The organism is Pseudomonas fragi (assembly GCF_900105835.1).
In the GTDB taxonomy this organism is placed as follows: domain Bacteria; phylum Pseudomonadota; class Gammaproteobacteria; order Pseudomonadales; family Pseudomonadaceae; genus Aquipseudomonas; species Aquipseudomonas fragi.
The window spans coordinates 3,356,040-3,373,355 of sequence record NZ_LT629783.1 but is presented as its reverse complement, the minus strand read 5'-3'; the positions used below and the strand labels follow the sequence as shown (position 1 = coordinate 3,373,355).

Below are 17,316 nucleotides of genomic sequence, written 5' to 3'. Positions count from 1 at the left end.
TTGCCAGTACGGGCGCCGCCCCAGGCGGCGCCAATTAAAGTTAAGACGCTACTTCCATTCGAAGATTTTCCACGAAGGAATCAGCATATCCGGCTGGTCGGAACGGATGTAATTGGCATCAGTACCATCAGCGCGTACCAGGAAGTACGGTTTGCCCCCTTTTGGGGTGACCTTGATGGCGTACAGGAAACCGTTTTGACGGTACTCCTGAATGGTTTTATCGCCTTCCGTGCGAATGGTTACATCTGGATCGGCGGTGACTGCTTCATCTGCTGCGAAGGTTACCAGCGGAGTGAGTGCAAACAAACCGGTCAGCAACAGGCGATTGAGTGTGCGCATGATAACCTTGTCCCTTTGTCGTCATTGGTCCGGACATTCTAGCGCCGGACTCGCCGAAAAGGTTGATCCTGCTCATGAGCCAAGCTCCCCTCGTCCTGGTGGACGGTTCTTCATATCTGTACCGCGCCTTTCACGCGCTGCCGCCGCTGACTACGTCCAAGGGGCTGCCGACCGGCGCCGTAAAGGGCGTGTTGAACATGCTCAAAAGCCTGCGCAAGCAGTACCCGGACAGTCCGTTCGCGGTAGTTTTCGACGCCAAGGGCGGGACATTTCGCGATGACATGTACGCCGAATACAAGGCCAATCGTCCGAGCATGCCCGATGACATGCGCGTACAAATCGAACCCTTGCACGCCAGCGTAATCGCGCTGGGCTTCCCCTTGCTATGCGTTGAAGGGGTCGAGGCGGACGATGTGATTGGCACGCTGGCCCGCAGCAGCGCGGCAGCAGACCGACCAGTGGTCATCTCCACCGGTGACAAGGACATGGCCCAACTGGTCGATGGCCATATCACCCTGGTCAACACCATGACCGGCAGCGTGATGGACGTCGAAGGCGTCAAAGAAAAATTCGGCGTTTCGCCCGAGCAGATCATCGATTATCTCGCGTTGATGGGCGATTCGTCTGACAACATCCCAGGTGTGCCGGGCATTGGCCCCAAGACAGCCTCCGGCTTGTTGGTGGGCGTAGGCGGTGGTTTGGTCGATCTGTACGAAAAGCTCGATATCGTGCCGACCCTGCCCATTCGCGGTGCCAAAAACTTGCCTGCCAAACTCGAAGAACACCGGGAAATGGCGTTTTTGTCCTATCAATTGGCGACGATCAAGATCGATGTGCCGCTGGATATCGGCCTGGAAGACTTGCACCTCAAGGCGCCTGACTGCGAAAAACTGATCGAGCTGTACACCGAGCTTGAGTTCAAAAGCTGGATCGCCGAGGTCGAGCGCGAGGCCAAGCGTGCTGGCCAGGTGATCGTGCACGAAGCCCCCGAGGCGCCTGCCGAGGCCGAGCAGCAATACGAAACCATCCTCGATCAGGCGCGGTTTGACGTATGGCTGCAAAAGCTCAATGACGCCAAGCTGATTGCCTTTGACACCGAAACCACCGGCCTGGACGCGCAACAAGCGCAACTGGTGGGTTTGTCGTTCGCGGTCAAACCCGGCGAAGCGGCCTACATCCCGTTGACCCACTCCTATATGGGCGTGCCGGAGCAACTGGACCGCGACACCGTCTTGCGTGCCCTCAAGCCGCTGCTGGAAGACCCGAGCAAAGCCAAGGTCGGACAACACGCCAAGTACGACATGAATATTCTGGCCAACTGCGCCATCGGTGGTGATCAAGCGTGCGGGATCATGGTGCAGGGCGTTGCCTACGACACCATGCTGGAGTCCTATGTGCTCGACTCCACCGGCAGCCGCCACGATATGGACAGCCTGGCGCTCAAGTACCTGGGCCACACCACCACCAGCTTCCAGGACATTGCCGGCAAGGGCGTCAAGCAACTGACCTTTGACCAGATTTCCCTGGAACAGGCCGGGCCGTATGCGGCCGAAGATGCCGACGTGACCCTGCGCCTGCACCATGTGCTGCACGAAAAACTGGCAGCCATCCCCAGCCTCAACAGCGTGCTGACGGACATCGAGATGCCGCTGGTGCCTGTATTGGCACGCATTGAACGCCAGGGCGCGCTGGTGGATGCCAACCTGCTGGGCATCCAGAGTGTTGAACTGGGTGACAAGCTGGTTGCGCTTGAGCGTGAGGCTTTTGCCATTGCCGGTGAAGAATTCAACCTGAGCTCACCCAAGCAACTCGGCGTGATCCTGTACGAAAAACTCGGCCTGCCGATTATCAGCAAAACGGCCAAGGGCCAGCCTTCGACGGCCGAAGCCGTGCTGGCGGAGCTGGCCGAGCAGGACTTCCCGCTGCCCAAGGTGCTGATGCAGTACCGTTCGATGAGCAAGCTGAAGAGCACTTACACCGATCGCCTGCCTGAGCAGATCAACCCTCGTACAGGGCGGATTCATACGTCCTACCATCAGGCGGTGACGGCTACCGGGCGCTTGTCCTCCAGTGACCCGAACTTGCAGAACATCCCGATCCGTACTGCCGAAGGTCGTCGGATCCGTCAGGCATTTGTTGCCCCAAAAGGCTACAAACTGCTGGCGGCCGACTACTCGCAAATCGAACTGCGGATCATGGCCCACCTGGCCAAGGACGAAGGCTTGCTGCATGCCTTCCGCAACAACCTGGACGTGCACAGCGCCACAGCGGCCGAGGTCTTCGGGGTTGAGCTGGCGGACGTGACTACCGACCAGCGGCGCAGTGCCAAGGCCATCAACTTCGGCCTGATCTACGGCATGAGCGCCTTTGGCCTGGCCAAACAGATCGGCGTCGACCGCAAGCAGTCACAGGCCTATATCGACCGTTATTTCGCACGTTACCCGGGCGTGCTGGACTACATGGAGCGCACGCGCACCCAGGCTGCCGAGCAAGGCTATGTCGAGACCATTTTCGGTCGTCGCTTGTACCTGCCGGAAATCAACGCGAAAAACCCGGCCCTGCGTAAAGGTGCAGAACGCACGGCGATCAACGCCCCGATGCAGGGCACGGCGGCCGATATCATCAAGAAAGCGATGGTGGCTGTGGATAACTGGCTCAGCGCATCAGGCCTCGATGCCCGTGTCATCCTGCAAGTACACGATGAATTGGTGCTGGAGGTACGCGAAGACCTGGTGGACCAGGTGCGTGATGAAGTGCGGGTACACATGAGCGAAGCGGCGAAGCTGGATGTGCCGCTAGTGGTTGAAGTAGGCGTGGGCAACAACTGGGATGAGGCGCATTAATGAGGGGATGTGGGAGCGGGCTTGCTCGCGATGCAGGCGACGCGGTCTGTCGCAATGACCGCGTTGATGCCATCGCGAGCAAGCCCGCTCCCACACTAAAAATTTATTGCTGCTGCAGAGACCGGGCTTATTCCAAAGAGTTTTTAGGCTCCCGGAACTAAATCTGCCAACACCACTCAGATTTATTGAATGGGTGGTGAAGCCCTTCAAAGCTCCTAATGTTGTGTTAAGTGTTGGCAGATATCTGAACCACGCCCTAGCGGTTCAGTACTTGAACCCCGGACCTCCTTCCCCCCATGCGAAGTCCGGGGTTTTTTTTGCCTGCGATGTGTTACTCGTCAGCCTCGACCAGCTCTTCGCCTTTGTTCGGCAGTTCCATCCAGCGCGCCAGCACGGTGTACGCCTCTTCCAGGCCCATGCGCTTGGGCGTGGAGAACAACTGGATGGTGACGGCATCGCCCCATTGCTTGCGAATATCCGACTGGATTTTAAGCAATGTATTTTTTGCAGCGCCGTACGTCAGTTTGTCGGCCTTGGTCAGCAAAATATGCATCGGCATGCCGCTGGACACGGTCCAGTCCAGCATCAAAAGGTCGAAATCGGTCATTGGATGACGGATATCCATCATCAAGATCACGCCTTTGAGGCTTTCACGGCTGCCGAAATACGCCTCAAGGTGACGCTGCCAGTGCAGTTTCAGCGGGATCGGCACCTTGGCATAACCGTAACCCGGCAGGTCGACCAGACGACGTTCTTCGTCCAGTTTGAAGAAGTTCAGCAGCTGGGTACGGCCCGGAGTTTTCGACGTGCGCGCCAGGCTGGCGTGGGTCAAAGTGTTGAGGGCACTGGACTTGCCGGCGTTGGAACGCCCGGCAAACGCGACTTCGTAGCCCTCGTCATCGGGGCATTGATCGACTTTGGCAGCGCTGAGCATGAAGGTGGCCTGTTGGCACAGACCGAGAATGGGGTTCTTGAGTTGCATGGGATTTCCGATGTGAGCGGCGTCAGGAATGGACGCGGCGAGCGTGTCGTTTCCGTTTCAGTGACGCCAGTATATAATGCCGCAGATTTTGTGTGCGCTTTGTCCCAGCGTAGGATGAAGAACACGGGAGCGAAAAACCCAGGTTGCGCATTAGAACGCAGCAGGCTCCCAACCCTGAAAAGGTCGTTTTATGACTGCTGGTGCCGGTGTCTTGATGCCACGTTACAGCATTCAGGCTACACAGGATCCGGAAGCCGTGTACAACCGCGTTTGTATTGTCTGCCATGCAGGTCAGCTTATCGGCCAAGGTTAGAGCAAGGTATGGAAGCGCTGGTGCAACACGTGACCCAGGGTTTCAAGGCGATGCCGCCGCGTGGTTTGTGCATGGACTGCAGTGTCGAGGATCACCGAACTGTCCTACAGTGGATAAGCGAGTGAGCCCGGCCCAGAACTCTTTAACCCTTAGCCGTAGTTGGATTAGCTGATGAACAAATTACTCGTGAGTCTGCTGTTGACCTTGGGCGTCAGCGGTATTGCCCAGGCTGCAGGCGCCGTTGTGGTAGGTGATGCTGCTGCAGGTCAGGCAAAAACCGCTGTATGTGGCGCTTGTCACGGTCCGGACGGCAATAGCATGGCCCCAAACTTCCCCAAGCTGGCCGGGCAAGGTGATCGTTACCTGCTCAAGCAGTTGCATGAAATCAAGGATGGCAAGCGTCAGGTGCTGGAAATGACCGGCCTGCTGGCGAACCTGAACGATCAGGACCTTGCCGACATCGCTGCCTACTACTCCAGCCAGAAAGGCTCGGTCGGCGCTGCAGACCCGGCACTGGTTGCCCAGGGCGAAGCCCTGTTCCGTGGTGGCAACCTTGAGAAAGGCATGCCAGCGTGCATCGGCTGCCACTCGCCAGACGGCCAGGGCCTTGCCGCTGCCGGTTTCCCACATCTGGGCGGCCAACATGCCAGCTATATCGAGAAACAGCTGACAGACTTCCGCGAAGGCGATCGTACCAACGATGGCGACTCGATGATCATGCGCGGCATCGCGGCTAAAATGAGCAACAAGGACATCAAGGCGCTGGCCAGCTATATTCAAGGCCTGCACTAAGGTCAGCACGGTCGGCGGGGCCAGGTCTTGAAACCAGTGGTCACGTTAACGATCGTTTAATCCTTGAATGTGAACCTCAAAGGGCAGCTTCGGCTGCCCTTTTGCATCGCGTCTACAGTTACACTATCGAACTCAAGCCAGCATGGACCTGTCTGAATACAGGTCACGTTGATATGACCTTATCTGTCCAGGAGTAAAGCATGCGTAATCTGATTCTCAGCGCCGCTCTCGTCAGTGCCAGCCTGTTTGGCATGACCGCTCAAGCTGCCGAGCCGCTTGAAGCGGGCAAACAATATGTAGAGCTGAGCAGCGCCGTTCCGGTTGCCGTGCCTGGCAAGATCGAAGTCGTCGAGCTGTTCTGGTATGGCTGCCCGCATTGCTTCGCCTTCGAGCCAACCATCAATCCGTGGGCAGAAAAACTGCCGGCCGACGTGAGCTTCGTACGTATCCCTGCCATGTTTGGCGGGATCTGGAATGTTCATGGCCAATTGTTCATCACCCTTGAAGCCATGGGCGTTGAAAACAAGGTTCACAAAGCCGTGTTCCAGGCCATCCACGACGGCAAGAAGCTGGCTACCCCAGAGGAAATGGCTGATTTCCTGGCCGGCGAAGGCATCGACAAAGACAAGTTCCTGAGCACTTACAACTCGTTCGCCGTCAAAGGCAAGGTTGAAGACGCCAAGAAAAAGGCCCAGGCCTATCAAATCTCCGGCGTACCGACCATGGTCGTCAACGGCAAGTACCGCTTCGACCTGGGCACTGCCGGTGGCCCTGAAGGCGCTTTGAGCGTGGCTGACCAGCTGATCGCCAAAGAGCGTGCAGCGGGCGCAAAAAACTAAGCGGCGCCCTCGCCCATGCTCCGCTGGAAAGGCGAGCGAACCGTTGGTCTGCATGAGCCGCAGATCAACGAAGATCATCTGGCGTCCTGCGGGATACCGGATGATCGGCGTTTACGACTGCTCAGTTTTAATATCCAGGTGGGTAACAGCACCCAGGGTTACCGGCATTACCTGACCCGCAGTTGGCAGCATGTACTGCCTCACAAAGGCCGGGCCGGTAACCTGGAGCGCATTGGCGACTTGCTCGGCGACTTCGACCTGGTTGCCCTGCAAGAAGCCGATGGTGGTAGTCATCGTTCCGGCTACATCAATCAGGTCAAGTATCTTGCCCAGCAGGGCGAATTCCCCTACTGGTATCAACAACTCAATCGCAATCTCGGGCGTCTGGCCCAGCACAGCAATGGTTTGCTCAGCCGACTGCGCCCTGCCGTGATTGAGGATCATCCCTTGCCCGGGCCTGCGGGTCGCGGTGCGATTCTGGTACGTTTTGGCGAAGGCCCTGACGCACTGGTGGTGGTAATCATGCATCTGGCGCTGGGGACAAAAACCCGCACCCGGCAGTTGGCCTATATTCGCGAGTTGATTGGTGGCTATCAGCATCAGGTGTTGATGGGCGACATGAACACCCACGCCAACGACCTGTTGCACACCTCGCCACTGCGTGACCTCGGGTTGCTGGCACCGCAAATGGAGGCCACCTTCCCCAGTTGGCGTCCGCAACGTTGCCTTGATCATATTTTGCTCAGCCCAAGCCTGACCCTCGAACGCGTGCAGGTACTGGACCAGCCAATCTCGGACCATCTGCCGGTGGCTGTGGATATCCGCCTGCCAGGTTCTGTCGGCGTCGACTCACAGCTAGCGTTACGTCCGCCTGACAACGAGCCGCAGGCATGACAGACGAGGCCGCGCGCTGGAAAGAGAAATACCTTAAAAGCGTTGAGCTGCAAGACAAGCTTGAGCGCCGCTGGAATGCCCGCCTCGACTTGCTGCGCCGTGGCCTTGTGCGCAGCACCCTGGCCGCTGAAGGTAGCGACCGCACGGTCGACCAGTGCATGAAAGAGATGCGCGAAGTGGTGCGCACCAATGAGATGGACGCCGCCCTTGCCGCCCTGCTGCCGCGCCTTGAAAAAGCCGTGCTCGACTCTGAACAACGGCGTGAAACCCGGGTTGAGCAAGTCAGCGTGGCACTCAATACCTTGGTCGCGCAGTTGCAGGCCCTGCCCTTGCCCCGCGAGGTCAGCAAGCCGCTCAAGGCCTATGCCAAGCAGCTCGACAACCGGGTGTCCCATGCCCGGGAAATACCGCTGCTGCTCGATGAGCTAAGCCATTTACAGGGGCAGGCGCTGGCACCACAGCTCAAGGATGCAGAACCGCCCAAACCGGGCCTGCTGCAGCGCCTGTTCGGCACCCAGGACAGCGACCCCCCGGCCACAGAAGCCACGCCACTGCCGCAGCCCGCGGCGGAAAAACCCGTAGCTGCACCGGTTGTGGTCAAACCGGCCGTGATCATCGCGCCGGCTGAGCCTGTCATCGCCGAAGTCGCGCCGCAGCCCTCGCCCCCGCCAGCCTTGCACGATGCCCAGGCGCCAGTGCTGGTCGCACCAGAGGTGGTAGCCATAAACGTGCCTGATGAGCAGGCATCCAGTGGTGCGCTGGAGTCCGTGGTGGCGCTGGTCGAGGCAGAGAATGACCAGGCCCGGGCCCCTGAAAGTCCCGAGCCTGAACCGTGGCCTGAACCCGAGTACGAGCCCGCCGAGATTGATGCCGTCTATGCCCTGCCCGAGGCCCCCGAGCCCACTTACAGCAGCGTTGCGGAGCATATTGAATCCACCCTGCTCGGCCTGCTGAACGACCTGTCGTTGCCCGAACATCATCGCCCCCAGGCCGAGGCCATGCGCAAACGTCTGGAAAAGGGGCTGAACTGGTACGAGCTGCTGCCGATACTCGACGATCTTGCGGTTTTGATGCTGGCCATTACCGACAGCGGCCAGCATGAATTCGGGGCTTATCTCAAACAGCTCAATGAGCGTCTTGAGGCATTCCAGAATAATCTTCAGGCCGCCAGCGAAGGCCATGCCGAAGGTCGCAGCGCTGCCGACGACCTGCACAGCCAACTGCGCGAACACGTCGACGGCCTGCAAAACAGCGTGCAAGACGCCGTCGACCTCAACAGCCTCAAGCACCTGCTGGAAAACCGTCTTGAAGGGCTGCTGGGTGCGATGGATCAGCACCAGCAGCAGCGCAATGCCCGCGAACAGGAGGTTTCAGCCCACCTGCAAGGGCTGGCCGAGCGCATTGCGCAGATGGAGCAGCAGGCCCAGGACTATCGCGAGCACCTTGAAGAACAGCGCCAGAAAGCCCTGATCGACCCCCTGACCGGCCTGCCAAACCGGGCGGCCTGGGGCGAACGTCTGCACGATGAAGTCGAACAGTGGCAAAACCACGGCAAACCGCTACTGATTGCCATGCTCGACCTCGATCACTTCAAGCGTATCAATGATGGTTATGGGCATCTGGCGGGCGACAAGGTGCTCAAGATCATTGCCGCGCAGTTGCGCAAGCACCTGCGCCCGGTCGACTTTATTGCCCGCTTTGGCGGCGAAGAATTTGTCCTGCTGATGCCCGACACACCGCTGGCGGCGGGTGTGCAGGGGGTCGAGAGACTGCGGGCGGCGATTGAAGCCTGCCCCTTCCACTTCAAGGGCGAACCGGTGACCATCACCCTGTCCATAGGGGTGTCGGCGTTCAGGCCGGGGGATCGCAGTGATCAGGTACTCAAGCGCGCAGATGAAGCGCTGTACCAGGCCAAGCACCGTGGGCGCAATTGCGTGGAGACAGCGCCGCTGTAACGACGACATAATTCGTCCATCCCACTGCACAACAAGGCCCTTAAGGTATGCTTGCTGATTAACTGTTCAGTCGTGTTGTGCCTGCCCATGAAATTTTCCGCCCTGATCGTGTCCCTTGCCCTGCTGGCCGGTTGCAGCAACGGCCTGCGCATGGACACCAGCCATCCTTCGGTCAACCACGACAGCCGCGTGCAGTTTGTGGTGTTGCACTACACGTCGACCTCGCTGGAGCGCTCCCTGGAGCTGTTGACCCGCGGCCCGGTCAGCAGCCATTACCTGGTGGGCGATACCCCGCCGACCATTTATAAACTGGTGGATGAAAACCAGCGCGCCTGGCACGCCGGTGAAAGCCAGTGGAAGGGCCGCACCTGGCTCAACTCCAGCTCCATCGGCATTGAAATCGTCAACAAGGGCTTTCGCGATACGCCAGAAGGCCGAGTCTGGTACCCCTACACTGAAGGCCAGATCCAGTCCGTTATTGCATTGCTCAAGGACATTTCCACACGCTACAAGATCGATCCGCGCAATATCATTGGCCACAGCGATATCGCACCCTTGCGCAAGCTTGACCCCGGCCCATTGTTTCCCTGGAAGCGCCTGGCCGATGCCGGCTTTGGCATCTGGCCAAACGCCCAGGCCGTTGCCCGCGAGCAAGCGTTGTACGCCAGCAACTTGCCAAGCATTACCTGGTTCCAGCAGCAACTGGCGCTACTGGGCTACGAGACCCCACAAACCGGCGAGCTGGATGTAGCCACTCGCCATGTTCTGGCCGCCTTCCAGATGCATTTCAGGCCGTCGCGGTTCGATGGCACCCCCGATGCTGAAAGTGCGGCCATTTTGAAAGTGCTAAACACACAAAAGCACTGACGGGCTAGAGCAACGGCAAGGCCATGTAAAATTGCGTGCCTTGCCCGGGGCGCGAATACACCCCGATACGCCCGCCATGCAGTTGCACAATCTCCTTGCACAGCGCCAGTCCAAGGCCGGCGCCGCCCTTTTTGCGCCCCACTTGTACAAAGGGTTCAAAAATCCGCCCCTGCTGGCTATAGGCAATGCCTTCGCCATTGTCCTCGATGCTGATGATCACCCGCTCGCCATGACGCCGGGCCTGCAGGCGGATCTGCCCGCCGCTGGCGGTATGGCGCAAAGCATTGTCCAGCAGGTTGTCCAGCACTCGCTCCAGCTGCACCTGATCGGCCCGCAGCTCGGGTAGCGGCTGCTGCAGTTCCACCAGCAGCTCGATATTTTTCGCCGCGGCAAGGTCTGCGAAGCGGGTGCGGGCGTCTTCAAGCATGTGCTCGACGCTGCAAGGGGCCAGCGTCAGTTTTTGCATGCCGTTTTGATAGCGGGAGAAATTCAGCAGGTCATTGATCAACTGCATCAGACGCTGCATTTCTTCGTTGACGGTGTTGAGCAGGTCGGTTTCCCGCGACTGCGGGTCAAAGCGCGAACGCTCCAGAAACAGCCCGAACGCCATATGCATGCCGGTGACGGGGGTGCGCAATTCATGGGAGGCGCGCAGCACAAATTCGCTGCGTACCCGCTCAAAGGCGCGCTGCTCGGTAACGTCATGCAACACCATCACGGCGCCGAGGATCGGCCCCTTGGGCTGGCTGACGGGGGTCAGGCTGTAGGTCAGCAGGCGGGTTTCACCCTCGATATCGACGCTCAGATCCTCCGGCAGGCGCTCAAGGCTGCCGCCGCGCAAGACCGTCTGCAGTTGCTGGTCGAGTTCGGGGCGCTGCATCACGTCCCCCAGCGACTGGCCCAGGCGGCTCTCGTCCCAGCCCAACTGGCGCTGCGCAACAGGGTTCAAGTGCTCAAGGCGGCCCTGCTGGTCGATCATCAATAGCCCGTCATCGATGCTGTCGAGCACGGCCTGCAGCCGTTGCTGGCCCGCCAGCAGCTCGTCGATATTGGTGGCCTGATGCTGACGCAAAGCCTCGGCCATAATGCCAAAGCGCCGCGTCAGCAGGTTCATCTCCGTGGCCGAAGAGAGCGGCAACACCACCTCGAAGTTACCCTTGCCTATATTGTCGGCGGCTTTGGCCAAGGCTTCGATCGGCGCGCCAAAACGCCTGGCAATACCGTGGGCAGTAATAAAGCCGATGATCAGCACGGCAAGGCCGACCAGGCCGAGCAAGGCGGCAATGACCAGAGCGCGATCCCGGGCTGCGGCCTGGGCGGCATAGATGGTATCGAGCGCGCGGCGGTGTTCGGTAATCAGGCCGTTGCGCAGCTGATTGAATCGGCTGGTCAGTTCCTTGTCATTGCTCAGGTTCAGTTGCGCGTCGTGGGCCTTGTTGAAGGCCAGCAAAAAGCTGCTGTAATCCTCCCGGGCCTGGGCAAAACCGCTGTGCAGATCGTTTTTGCGCTCATGCTCAATGCCCTCGTCGAGCAGCTTCAGATACTGCTGGGCCGATGCCTGCAGCGCCTGGGGGTCTGGCTGGTTGTGCAACATCATGACCAGTTGATCGCCCAGGGACTGGCGCAGCTTAAGGCCAAGGTCGAGGGTAATGAAGTTGTTGCGAATCAGCGCTTCCTGAGTTTTGGCCATTTGCATCACGCTGACGACGCCAAGCAGCAGGCCGAGCAGCGCCACCGTAATCAGCGCCGAAATGCTCAGGAACAAACGGGTACGCAGCTTGATCGCAAGTTTCATCGGCTACTCACAGGTTGTACTGCTTGCGTTTGCGGTACAGCGTCGAAGCATCGATGCCCAGCGTCTTGGCTGCCTGGTCCAGGGTTTCGCTGGTGGCCAGAACGGCGCCGATATGGGCTTTTTCCAGTTGATCCAGGCTCAGTGCCGCACCAATGCGCGGGGCGTTGGGCGTGGCTTGCTCGGCCATCCCCAGATGGCTGACCTCGACCACTTCCTGGGGGCAGATGATACTCGCTCGCTCAACCACGTTGCGCAGCTCACGAATATTGCCCGGCCAACGGTAATTGGCCAGCGCGCGGCGGGCTTCTTCGCTGAAACCGCGGGCAGGGCGAGCATATTCCTTGACGAAACGGGCCAGGAACCGGTCGGCCAGGGTCAGGATGTCTTCACTGCGCTCGCGCAGCGGCGGCAGGTGCAGGGTGATCACGTTGAGGCGGTAGAGCAGGTCTTCACGGAAGCGGCCATCGCGCACCATGTCCTCGAGGTTGAGGTTGGTGGCGGCCAGAATCCGTACATCGGCGCGGCGGGTGACGGGGTCGCCGACGCGTTCGTATTCCTTGTCCTGGATAAAACGCAGCAGTTTTGGCTGCAGGGCCAGTGGGAAATCGCCGATTTCATCGAGGAACAAGGTACCGCCGTCGGCCTGATTGACCCGGCCCAAGGTGCTTTCACTGGCGCCGGTAAAGGCACCGCGGGTGTGGCCGAACAATTCGCTTTCCATCAGCTCGGCCGTCAGTGACGGGCAGTTGATCGTCACGCAGGACTTTTTCGCCCGCTTGCTCCAGCCGTGTATGGCCCGGGCCAGTTCGCCTTTACCGGTACCCGATTCGCCCAGAATCAGGATATTGGCATCGGTGCCGGCAACCTGGCGGGCGGTTTCCAGCACCGCCATCATGGCCGGGCTATGGGAGTCGAGGCCTTCCTTGGGTTTGCGCACCTCACCTTCAAGGGCTTCAAGGCGGGCGGACAACTGGCGCACTTCCAGTTGCTTGGCGGTGGCCAGGCGCAGTTGGTCGGGGCTGCACGGCTTGACCAGATAATCTGCTGCACCTGCCTGGATCGCATCCACGGCGGTATCCACGGCCGAGTGGGCGGTGACGATCACCACCCGCATCCACGGCGCCTGAATGCGCATCTGGGCCAGCACATCCAGGCCGTTGTCTTCACCCAGGCGCAGATCAAGGAAGCACAGGTCGAACACCTGGCGTTGCAACAACGCGTCGGCCTGCGCTGCGCTGTTGGCGGTGGCGACGGTGTAACCCTCGTCTTCGAGGCAATAGCGGAATGTACGCAGGATGGCGGACTCATCGTCGACCAGCAGAATGCGGCCCTGTTGCTCTTTGGCTGACTCCATTTCCTACGTTCCTTTATATGTGGTCTTGGTTAGTGTCGGAATAATCGGGCAAGTTGCATGATTTTTCGGATTGATTCCGAGGCTAGCACCGAAGGTGCTGGGCTGCATGAAGTAACTGGCTGATTTTGCAGCTGATTAGGCTGGAAATCAGGTCTTGATCAATCGTGGGAATTTACCCTCGTAGCAGCTGACTCGCGGAGCGAGGCTGCGTTCGGCGGCGTAGCCGTCGTAAATCCTGAGTCAACGGTTCTCCTGGTACACCATAGAGCTCCGGTTCTACGACGGCTACGCCGCCGAACGCAGCCTCGTTCCTTCGGCAACTGCTACGGGGTTTACGTGGCTGCGTGATCGTGCAGAACGCACGACAGCCTTGCCGGGCATCGTGCAGGATGCGTGCAAAATCTGTTTTCATCTATTTATAAACTATTGATTTATAAGGATTTTATTCGACTCAAGAAAGTGGCACGACCCCTGCAATTACCCTTGTACAGAGCGTCGCAACTCGCGGCACAACCTCACATTGACCACCGGGTGGCAGGAGTTTGAACATGAATCGTCAAGAATTCTCCAACATGCGTGTTACGTCATTGCATCTGCAACAAGGCCTGTTTGCCAGCCTGGCGTTGTCGGTGACCTTGATCGGTGGTCAGCAGTGGGCACGCTGGGAGACTGCAGCGCAGCCCGTTGCCACGGTGGTGCATGCCGCTGCCCCGCAACAGCATTTCCAGGCATTGGGCGCGGTCATTGAAGGCACTGGCCATTACGCGCTGGCCGCTTCCGACGACACCCAGATAGCCAACACCCAGCCCCTGCCGGAACGCTGGGTGTTTTAAGTGTTTACAGCCTTGAAGCCCTGATGGGCGTCAAGCACCACCCTGTTTCACACTGTAATAAGGAGAATCACCATGTTGAGTTGGGCCATTACCTTCCTGATTATCGCCATCATCGCTGCAGTCCTGGGCTTCGGTGGTATTGCGGGCACCGCTACCGGCATCGCCAAGATTCTCTTTGTCGTGTTCCTGGTGATGTTTGTGGTGTCGTTTATCTTCGGTCGTCGCGGTCGAGGCTAGCCATGTTCGCCCCCTCCTTTAAGGCAGCGGTTGCTACCCCGTTATCGGGTGGCGACCGCGGGGCATGAAACCGGTTACATCACGTGTTGCGGCCAAGGTTTTACCTTGGTTTTTTTACGCCTGAAGAAAACCACCCGGCATGCGTAATGCCTTATCAGGGTTCATTTTTTTAAAAACAAATGTGGCCTGAACGGTGCTTCGGAACGTCGACCGTATATCGACTTGTAGAAAAATAGCCGGGACTTATATCTGATTTGTGTTGTCGGATATTTCTTGGATATAAGCGGCTTTATGCCACCCCCTACCTGACCAAAATGACCTTGAAACAGCCGGTCTACGGCACTTATGTCGTCTATTCTGTGGAATCTCAGGAGGGGCGATTTGAGGTCTTGTCGGACAAAACCCATGCCGATTCGGCATAGGGTAGGCGTTTACGGCATTAGACGGCCACCTCCTGCATGGGAATAGTTGCGCCTTTTTTCGCCTGCCAAAGAGCCTTTCGGGCTCGGTTTGGGCGACCTTCTACGGGGGTGCAGGTTTCTCTCTTTTGCGCTTTCGAGCGCTCTAGCCTGAGCCTGCGCCCGAGTCCACTTGAAGTAAGGGTAATGACATGAAGAAGGCAAAACTTAGCCTCGCCTGGCAGATCCTGATTGGTCTGGTCCTCGGGATTGCAATCGGCGCGCTGCTCAACCATTTCAGTGCTGAAAAGGCCTGGTGGATCAGTAACGTTCTGCAACCTGCCGGCGATATCTTTATCCGTCTGATCAAGATGATCGTAATCCCAATCGTGATTTCTTCACTGGTTGTCGGGATTGCAGGCGTGGGGGATGCGAAGAAACTCGGTCGTATCGGTTTTAAAACCATCATTTACTTCGAGGTGGTCACCACCATCGCGATCCTGGTCGGCCTGGTGCTGGCCAACGTGTTCCAACCCGGTGCCGGGATCGACATGAGCACCCTGGGCACGGTCGATATCTCCAAGTACGCGGCCACGGCTGCCGAAGTAACGCATGAGCATGCGTTTATCGAGACCATCCTCAACCTGATTCCATCGAACATCTTCGCAGCCATGGCGCGCGGTGAGATGTTGCCGATCATCTTCTTCTCGGTGCTCTTCGGTCTCGGTTTGTCGAGCCTGAACGCCGAACTGCGCGACCCGCTGGTGAAAACCTTCCAGGGCGTGTCCGAGTCGATGTTCAAAGTCACTCACATGATCATGAACTACGCGCCAATCGGTGTGTTTGCCCTGATCGCCGTGACCGTCGCCAACTTCGGTTTCGCCTCGCTGGTGCCACTGGCCAAGCTGGTGCTGCTGGTCTACGGCGCCATCCTGTTCTTCGCCGTTGCGGTGCTGGGCCTGATCGCCAAGCTGTTCGGCTTCTCGGTGTTCAAGCTGATCCGCATCTTCAAGGATGAACTGGTTCTGGCGTACTCCACCGCCAGCTCCGAAACCGTGCTGCCGCGCGTGATCGAGAAGATGGAAGCCTACGGCTGCCCGAAAGCGATCTGCAGCTTTGTGGTACCGACCGGCTACTCGTTCAACCTTGACGGTTCGACCCTGTACCAGAGCATCGCGGCAATCTTTATTGCCCAGCTGTATGGCATCGACCTGTCGATCAGCCAGCAACTGCTGCTGGTCCTGACCCTGATGGTGACCTCCAAAGGCATCGCCGGTGTACCGGGCGTGTCCTTCGTGGTACTGCTGGCCACCCTGGGCAGCGTGGGTATCCCGCTGGAAGGCCTGGCCTTTATCGCCGGTGTTGACCGTGTGATGGACATGGCCCGCACGGCCCTCAACGTGATCGGTAACGCCCTGGCGGTACTGGTGATCTCCCGTTGGGAAGGCATGTACGACAGCGCCAAGGGCGAGCGCTACTGGAACTCGCTGCCGCACTGGCGCAGCAAGGAAGCCCTGCCAAAAGGTGAGTAACCTCGCCTGGTAGCGCAACCCCCACAAACCCCGGCCTTGGCCGGGGTTTGTTGTTTCTGGGGGTAGGCCGCTATCATTCGCACCATCTTCCAGGAGTTTTCTTGATGCTCAACGGCCTATGGCTCAGCTTTTTCGTCGTCGCTACGGTATCGGCGCTCGCCCAATGGCTGGTGGGGGGCAACGCAGGGATCTTCTCGGCGATCGTGGAAAGCATCTTCGCCATGGCCAAGTTGTCGGTCGAAGTGATGATTTTGCTCTTCGGCACCCTGACGTTATGGCTGGGTTTTCTGCGCATTGCCGAAAAAGCCGGCATCGTCGACTGGCTGGGCAAGGCGCTGGGGCCGCTGTTCAAGCGCCTGATGCCGGAAGTGCCGCCCGGTCATCCGGCACTGGGCTTTATCACCCTGAACTTCGCCGCCAATGGCCTTGGGCTGGATAACGCTGCCACGCCCATCGGCCTCAAGGCCATGCGGGCCCTGCAAGAGCTCAACCCGAGCCCGACCAGCGCGAGCAATGCGCAGATCCTGTTCCTGGTACTCAACGCCTCGTCCCTGACCCTGTTGCCGGTCACCATCTTTATGTACCGCGCCCAGCAAGGGGCACCGGACCCGACCCTGGTATTCCTGCCGATCCTGCTGGCCACCAGCGCCTCGACCCTGGTCGGCCTGCTCTCGGTGGCCATTGTGCAGCGCCTGCGCCTGTGGGACCCGGTGGTGCTGGCGTACCTGGTGCCTGGCGCGTTGATCCTGGGCGGCTTCATGGCGTTGCTGGCGACTCTGTCAGCCACGGCGCTGGCCAGCTTGTCGTCGATCCTGGGCAACCTCACGCTGTTCGGCCTGATCATGCTGTTTCTGGTGATCGGTGCGCTGCGCAAGGTCAAGGTCTACGAAGCGTTTGTCGAAGGGGCCAAGGAAGGCTTCGACGTGGCGAAAAACCTGCTGCCATACCTGGTGGCGATGCTGTGCGCGGTGGGCGTGCTGCGTGCTTCCGGAGCACTGGATTTTGGCCTGGACGGCATCCGCCATGTGGTTGAGTGGCTGGGTTGGGATACGCGCTTTGTCGATGCATTGCCAACGGCTATGGTCAAACCCTTCTCGGGCAGTGCGGCGCGGGCCTTGCTGATCGAAACCATGCAGACCCAGGGCGTGGACAGCTTCCCGGCGCTGGTAGCGGCCACGGTGCAGGGCAGCACGGAAACCACGTTCTATGTGCTGGCGGTGTACTTCGGCGCCGTGGGCATCCAGCGTGCCCGGCATGCGGTGGGTTGCGCCCTGCTGGCGGAACTGGCGGGGGTCGTGGCGGCGATACTGGTGTGCTACTGGTTCTTCGGTTAACCCGGGGGC

General features: G+C 59.1%; 14 protein-coding genes and 1 pseudogene. 11 read left to right on the top strand and 4 right to left on the bottom strand.

What is annotated here, in order from left to right:
• Positions 1-48: 48 nt before the first annotated feature.
• Entirely contained in the window at positions 49-339 is a 291-nt protein-coding gene (locus tag BLU25_RS15355; protein WP_016782750.1) for a DUF2782 domain-containing protein, read from the bottom strand.
• 74 nt (positions 340-413) lie between these two features.
• Here BLU25_RS15355 and polA point away from each other — a divergent pair, with 74 nt between their 5' ends.
• Positions 414-3,182, top strand: coding sequence for a DNA polymerase I (polA, locus tag BLU25_RS15350; RefSeq protein ID WP_016782751.1), 2,769 nt, complete (start codon positions 414-416; stop codon positions 3,180-3,182).
• A gap of 331 nt (positions 3,183-3,513) precedes the next feature.
• Here the strand turns inward: polA and yihA are convergent, their stop codons facing one another.
• Positions 3,514-4,164: a ribosome biogenesis GTP-binding protein YihA/YsxC gene (gene yihA, locus BLU25_RS15345; protein WP_016782752.1), complete on the bottom strand. Its 651-nt coding sequence runs from the start codon at positions 4,162-4,164 to the stop codon at positions 3,514-3,516.
• Between the two features lie 190 nt (positions 4,165-4,354).
• On the opposite strand from yihA, the pseudogene BLU25_RS15340 reads away from it, so the two are divergent.
• From BLU25_RS15340 to BLU25_RS15315, 6 genes and pseudogenes are all read left to right on the top strand, one after another.
• Positions 4,355-4,602: pseudogene (locus BLU25_RS15340) on the top strand (c-type cytochrome).
• A 46-nt stretch (positions 4,603-4,648) separates the two neighbouring features.
• The gene (locus BLU25_RS15335; RefSeq protein ID WP_016782753.1) at positions 4,649-5,269 is read left to right on the top strand and encodes a c-type cytochrome; all 621 of its coding nucleotides are present in this window, start codon (positions 4,649-4,651) and stop codon (positions 5,267-5,269) included.
• A 200-nt stretch (positions 5,270-5,469) separates the two neighbouring features.
• Positions 5,470-6,108 carry a thiol:disulfide interchange protein DsbA/DsbL gene (locus BLU25_RS15330; protein ID WP_016782754.1) on the top strand — a complete coding sequence of 213 codons (639 nt, stop codon included), beginning with the start codon at positions 5,470-5,472 and terminating at the stop codon, positions 6,106-6,108.
• Positions 6,109-6,123: 15 nt separating this feature from the next.
• Positions 6,124-7,002, top strand: a complete 879-nt coding sequence (locus tag BLU25_RS15325; protein WP_016782755.1) for an endonuclease/exonuclease/phosphatase family protein — start codon at positions 6,124-6,126, stop codon at positions 7,000-7,002.
• Positions 6,999-8,957 (top strand): GGDEF domain-containing protein, encoded by a 1,959-nt coding sequence (locus BLU25_RS15320; protein WP_016782756.1) that lies wholly within the window; start codon positions 6,999-7,001, stop codon positions 8,955-8,957. The genes BLU25_RS15325 and BLU25_RS15320 overlap by 4 nt, the downstream gene beginning before the upstream one ends.
• A gap of 87 nt (positions 8,958-9,044) precedes the next feature.
• Positions 9,045-9,824, top strand: coding sequence for an N-acetylmuramoyl-L-alanine amidase (locus tag BLU25_RS15315; RefSeq protein WP_016782757.1), 780 nt, complete (start codon positions 9,045-9,047; stop codon positions 9,822-9,824).
• Positions 9,825-9,828: 4 nt separating this feature from the next.
• On the opposite strand, the gene BLU25_RS15310 is transcribed toward BLU25_RS15315, so the two are convergent.
• Positions 9,829-11,619, bottom strand: coding sequence for an ATP-binding protein (locus BLU25_RS15310; protein WP_083369709.1), 1,791 nt, complete (start codon positions 11,617-11,619; stop codon positions 9,829-9,831).
• Between the two features lie 7 nt (positions 11,620-11,626).
• Positions 11,627-12,973 (bottom strand): sigma-54-dependent response regulator transcription factor AlgB, encoded by a 1,347-nt coding sequence (algB, locus tag BLU25_RS15305; RefSeq protein WP_016782759.1) that lies wholly within the window; start codon positions 12,971-12,973, stop codon positions 11,627-11,629.
• A gap of 548 nt (positions 12,974-13,521) precedes the next feature.
• On the opposite strand from algB, the gene BLU25_RS15300 reads away from it, so the two are divergent.
• The 4 genes from BLU25_RS15300 to BLU25_RS15285 all read left to right on the top strand — a co-directional run bounded on the left by BLU25_RS15300 (position 13,522) and on the right by BLU25_RS15285 (position 17,307).
• Positions 13,522-13,806: a hypothetical protein gene (locus tag BLU25_RS15300; RefSeq protein ID WP_016782760.1), complete on the top strand. Its 285-nt coding sequence runs from the start codon at positions 13,522-13,524 to the stop codon at positions 13,804-13,806.
• Positions 13,807-13,878: 72 nt separating this feature from the next.
• A complete protein-coding gene (locus BLU25_RS15295) occupies positions 13,879-14,043 on the top strand; it encodes a DUF1328 domain-containing protein (RefSeq protein ID WP_019828122.1) in 165 nt (54 codons plus the stop codon).
• A 610-nt stretch (positions 14,044-14,653) separates the two neighbouring features.
• Positions 14,654-15,973 (top strand): glutamate/aspartate:proton symporter GltP, encoded by a 1,320-nt coding sequence (gltP, locus tag BLU25_RS15290; RefSeq protein ID WP_016782761.1) that lies wholly within the window; start codon positions 14,654-14,656, stop codon positions 15,971-15,973.
• A 104-nt stretch (positions 15,974-16,077) separates the two neighbouring features.
• Positions 16,078-17,307, top strand: a complete 1,230-nt coding sequence (locus tag BLU25_RS15285; RefSeq protein WP_016782762.1) for a nucleoside recognition domain-containing protein — start codon at positions 16,078-16,080, stop codon at positions 17,305-17,307.
• Positions 17,308-17,316: the final 9 nt, after the last annotated feature.

Excerpts from the sequence above, each read along its gene's own strand:
- BLU25_RS15355 (WP_016782750.1), bottom strand. The coding sequence starts at position 339 with ATGCGCACACTCAATCGCCTGTTGCTGACCGGTTTGTTTGCACTCACT.
- polA (WP_016782751.1), top strand. The coding sequence starts at position 414 with ATGAGCCAAGCTCCCCTCGTCCTGGTGGACGGTTCTTCATATCTGTAC.
- yihA (WP_016782752.1), bottom strand. The coding sequence starts at position 4,164 with ATGCAACTCAAGAACCCCATTCTCGGTCTGTGCCAACAGGCCACCTTC.
- BLU25_RS15335 (WP_016782753.1), top strand. The coding sequence starts at position 4,649 with ATGAACAAATTACTCGTGAGTCTGCTGTTGACCTTGGGCGTCAGCGGT.
- BLU25_RS15330 (WP_016782754.1), top strand. The coding sequence starts at position 5,470 with ATGCGTAATCTGATTCTCAGCGCCGCTCTCGTCAGTGCCAGCCTGTTT.
- BLU25_RS15325 (WP_016782755.1), top strand. The coding sequence starts at position 6,124 with ATGCTCCGCTGGAAAGGCGAGCGAACCGTTGGTCTGCATGAGCCGCAG.
- BLU25_RS15320 (WP_016782756.1), top strand. The coding sequence starts at position 6,999 with ATGACAGACGAGGCCGCGCGCTGGAAAGAGAAATACCTTAAAAGCGTT.
- BLU25_RS15315 (WP_016782757.1), top strand. The coding sequence starts at position 9,045 with ATGAAATTTTCCGCCCTGATCGTGTCCCTTGCCCTGCTGGCCGGTTGC.
- BLU25_RS15310 (WP_083369709.1), bottom strand. The coding sequence starts at position 11,619 with ATGAAACTTGCGATCAAGCTGCGTACCCGTTTGTTCCTGAGCATTTCG.
- algB (WP_016782759.1), bottom strand. The coding sequence starts at position 12,973 with ATGGAGTCAGCCAAAGAGCAACAGGGCCGCATTCTGCTGGTCGACGAT.
- BLU25_RS15300 (WP_016782760.1), top strand. The coding sequence starts at position 13,522 with ATGAATCGTCAAGAATTCTCCAACATGCGTGTTACGTCATTGCATCTG.
- BLU25_RS15295 (WP_019828122.1), top strand. The coding sequence starts at position 13,879 with ATGTTGAGTTGGGCCATTACCTTCCTGATTATCGCCATCATCGCTGCA.
- gltP (WP_016782761.1), top strand. The coding sequence starts at position 14,654 with ATGAAGAAGGCAAAACTTAGCCTCGCCTGGCAGATCCTGATTGGTCTG.
- BLU25_RS15285 (WP_016782762.1), top strand. The coding sequence starts at position 16,078 with ATGCTCAACGGCCTATGGCTCAGCTTTTTCGTCGTCGCTACGGTATCG.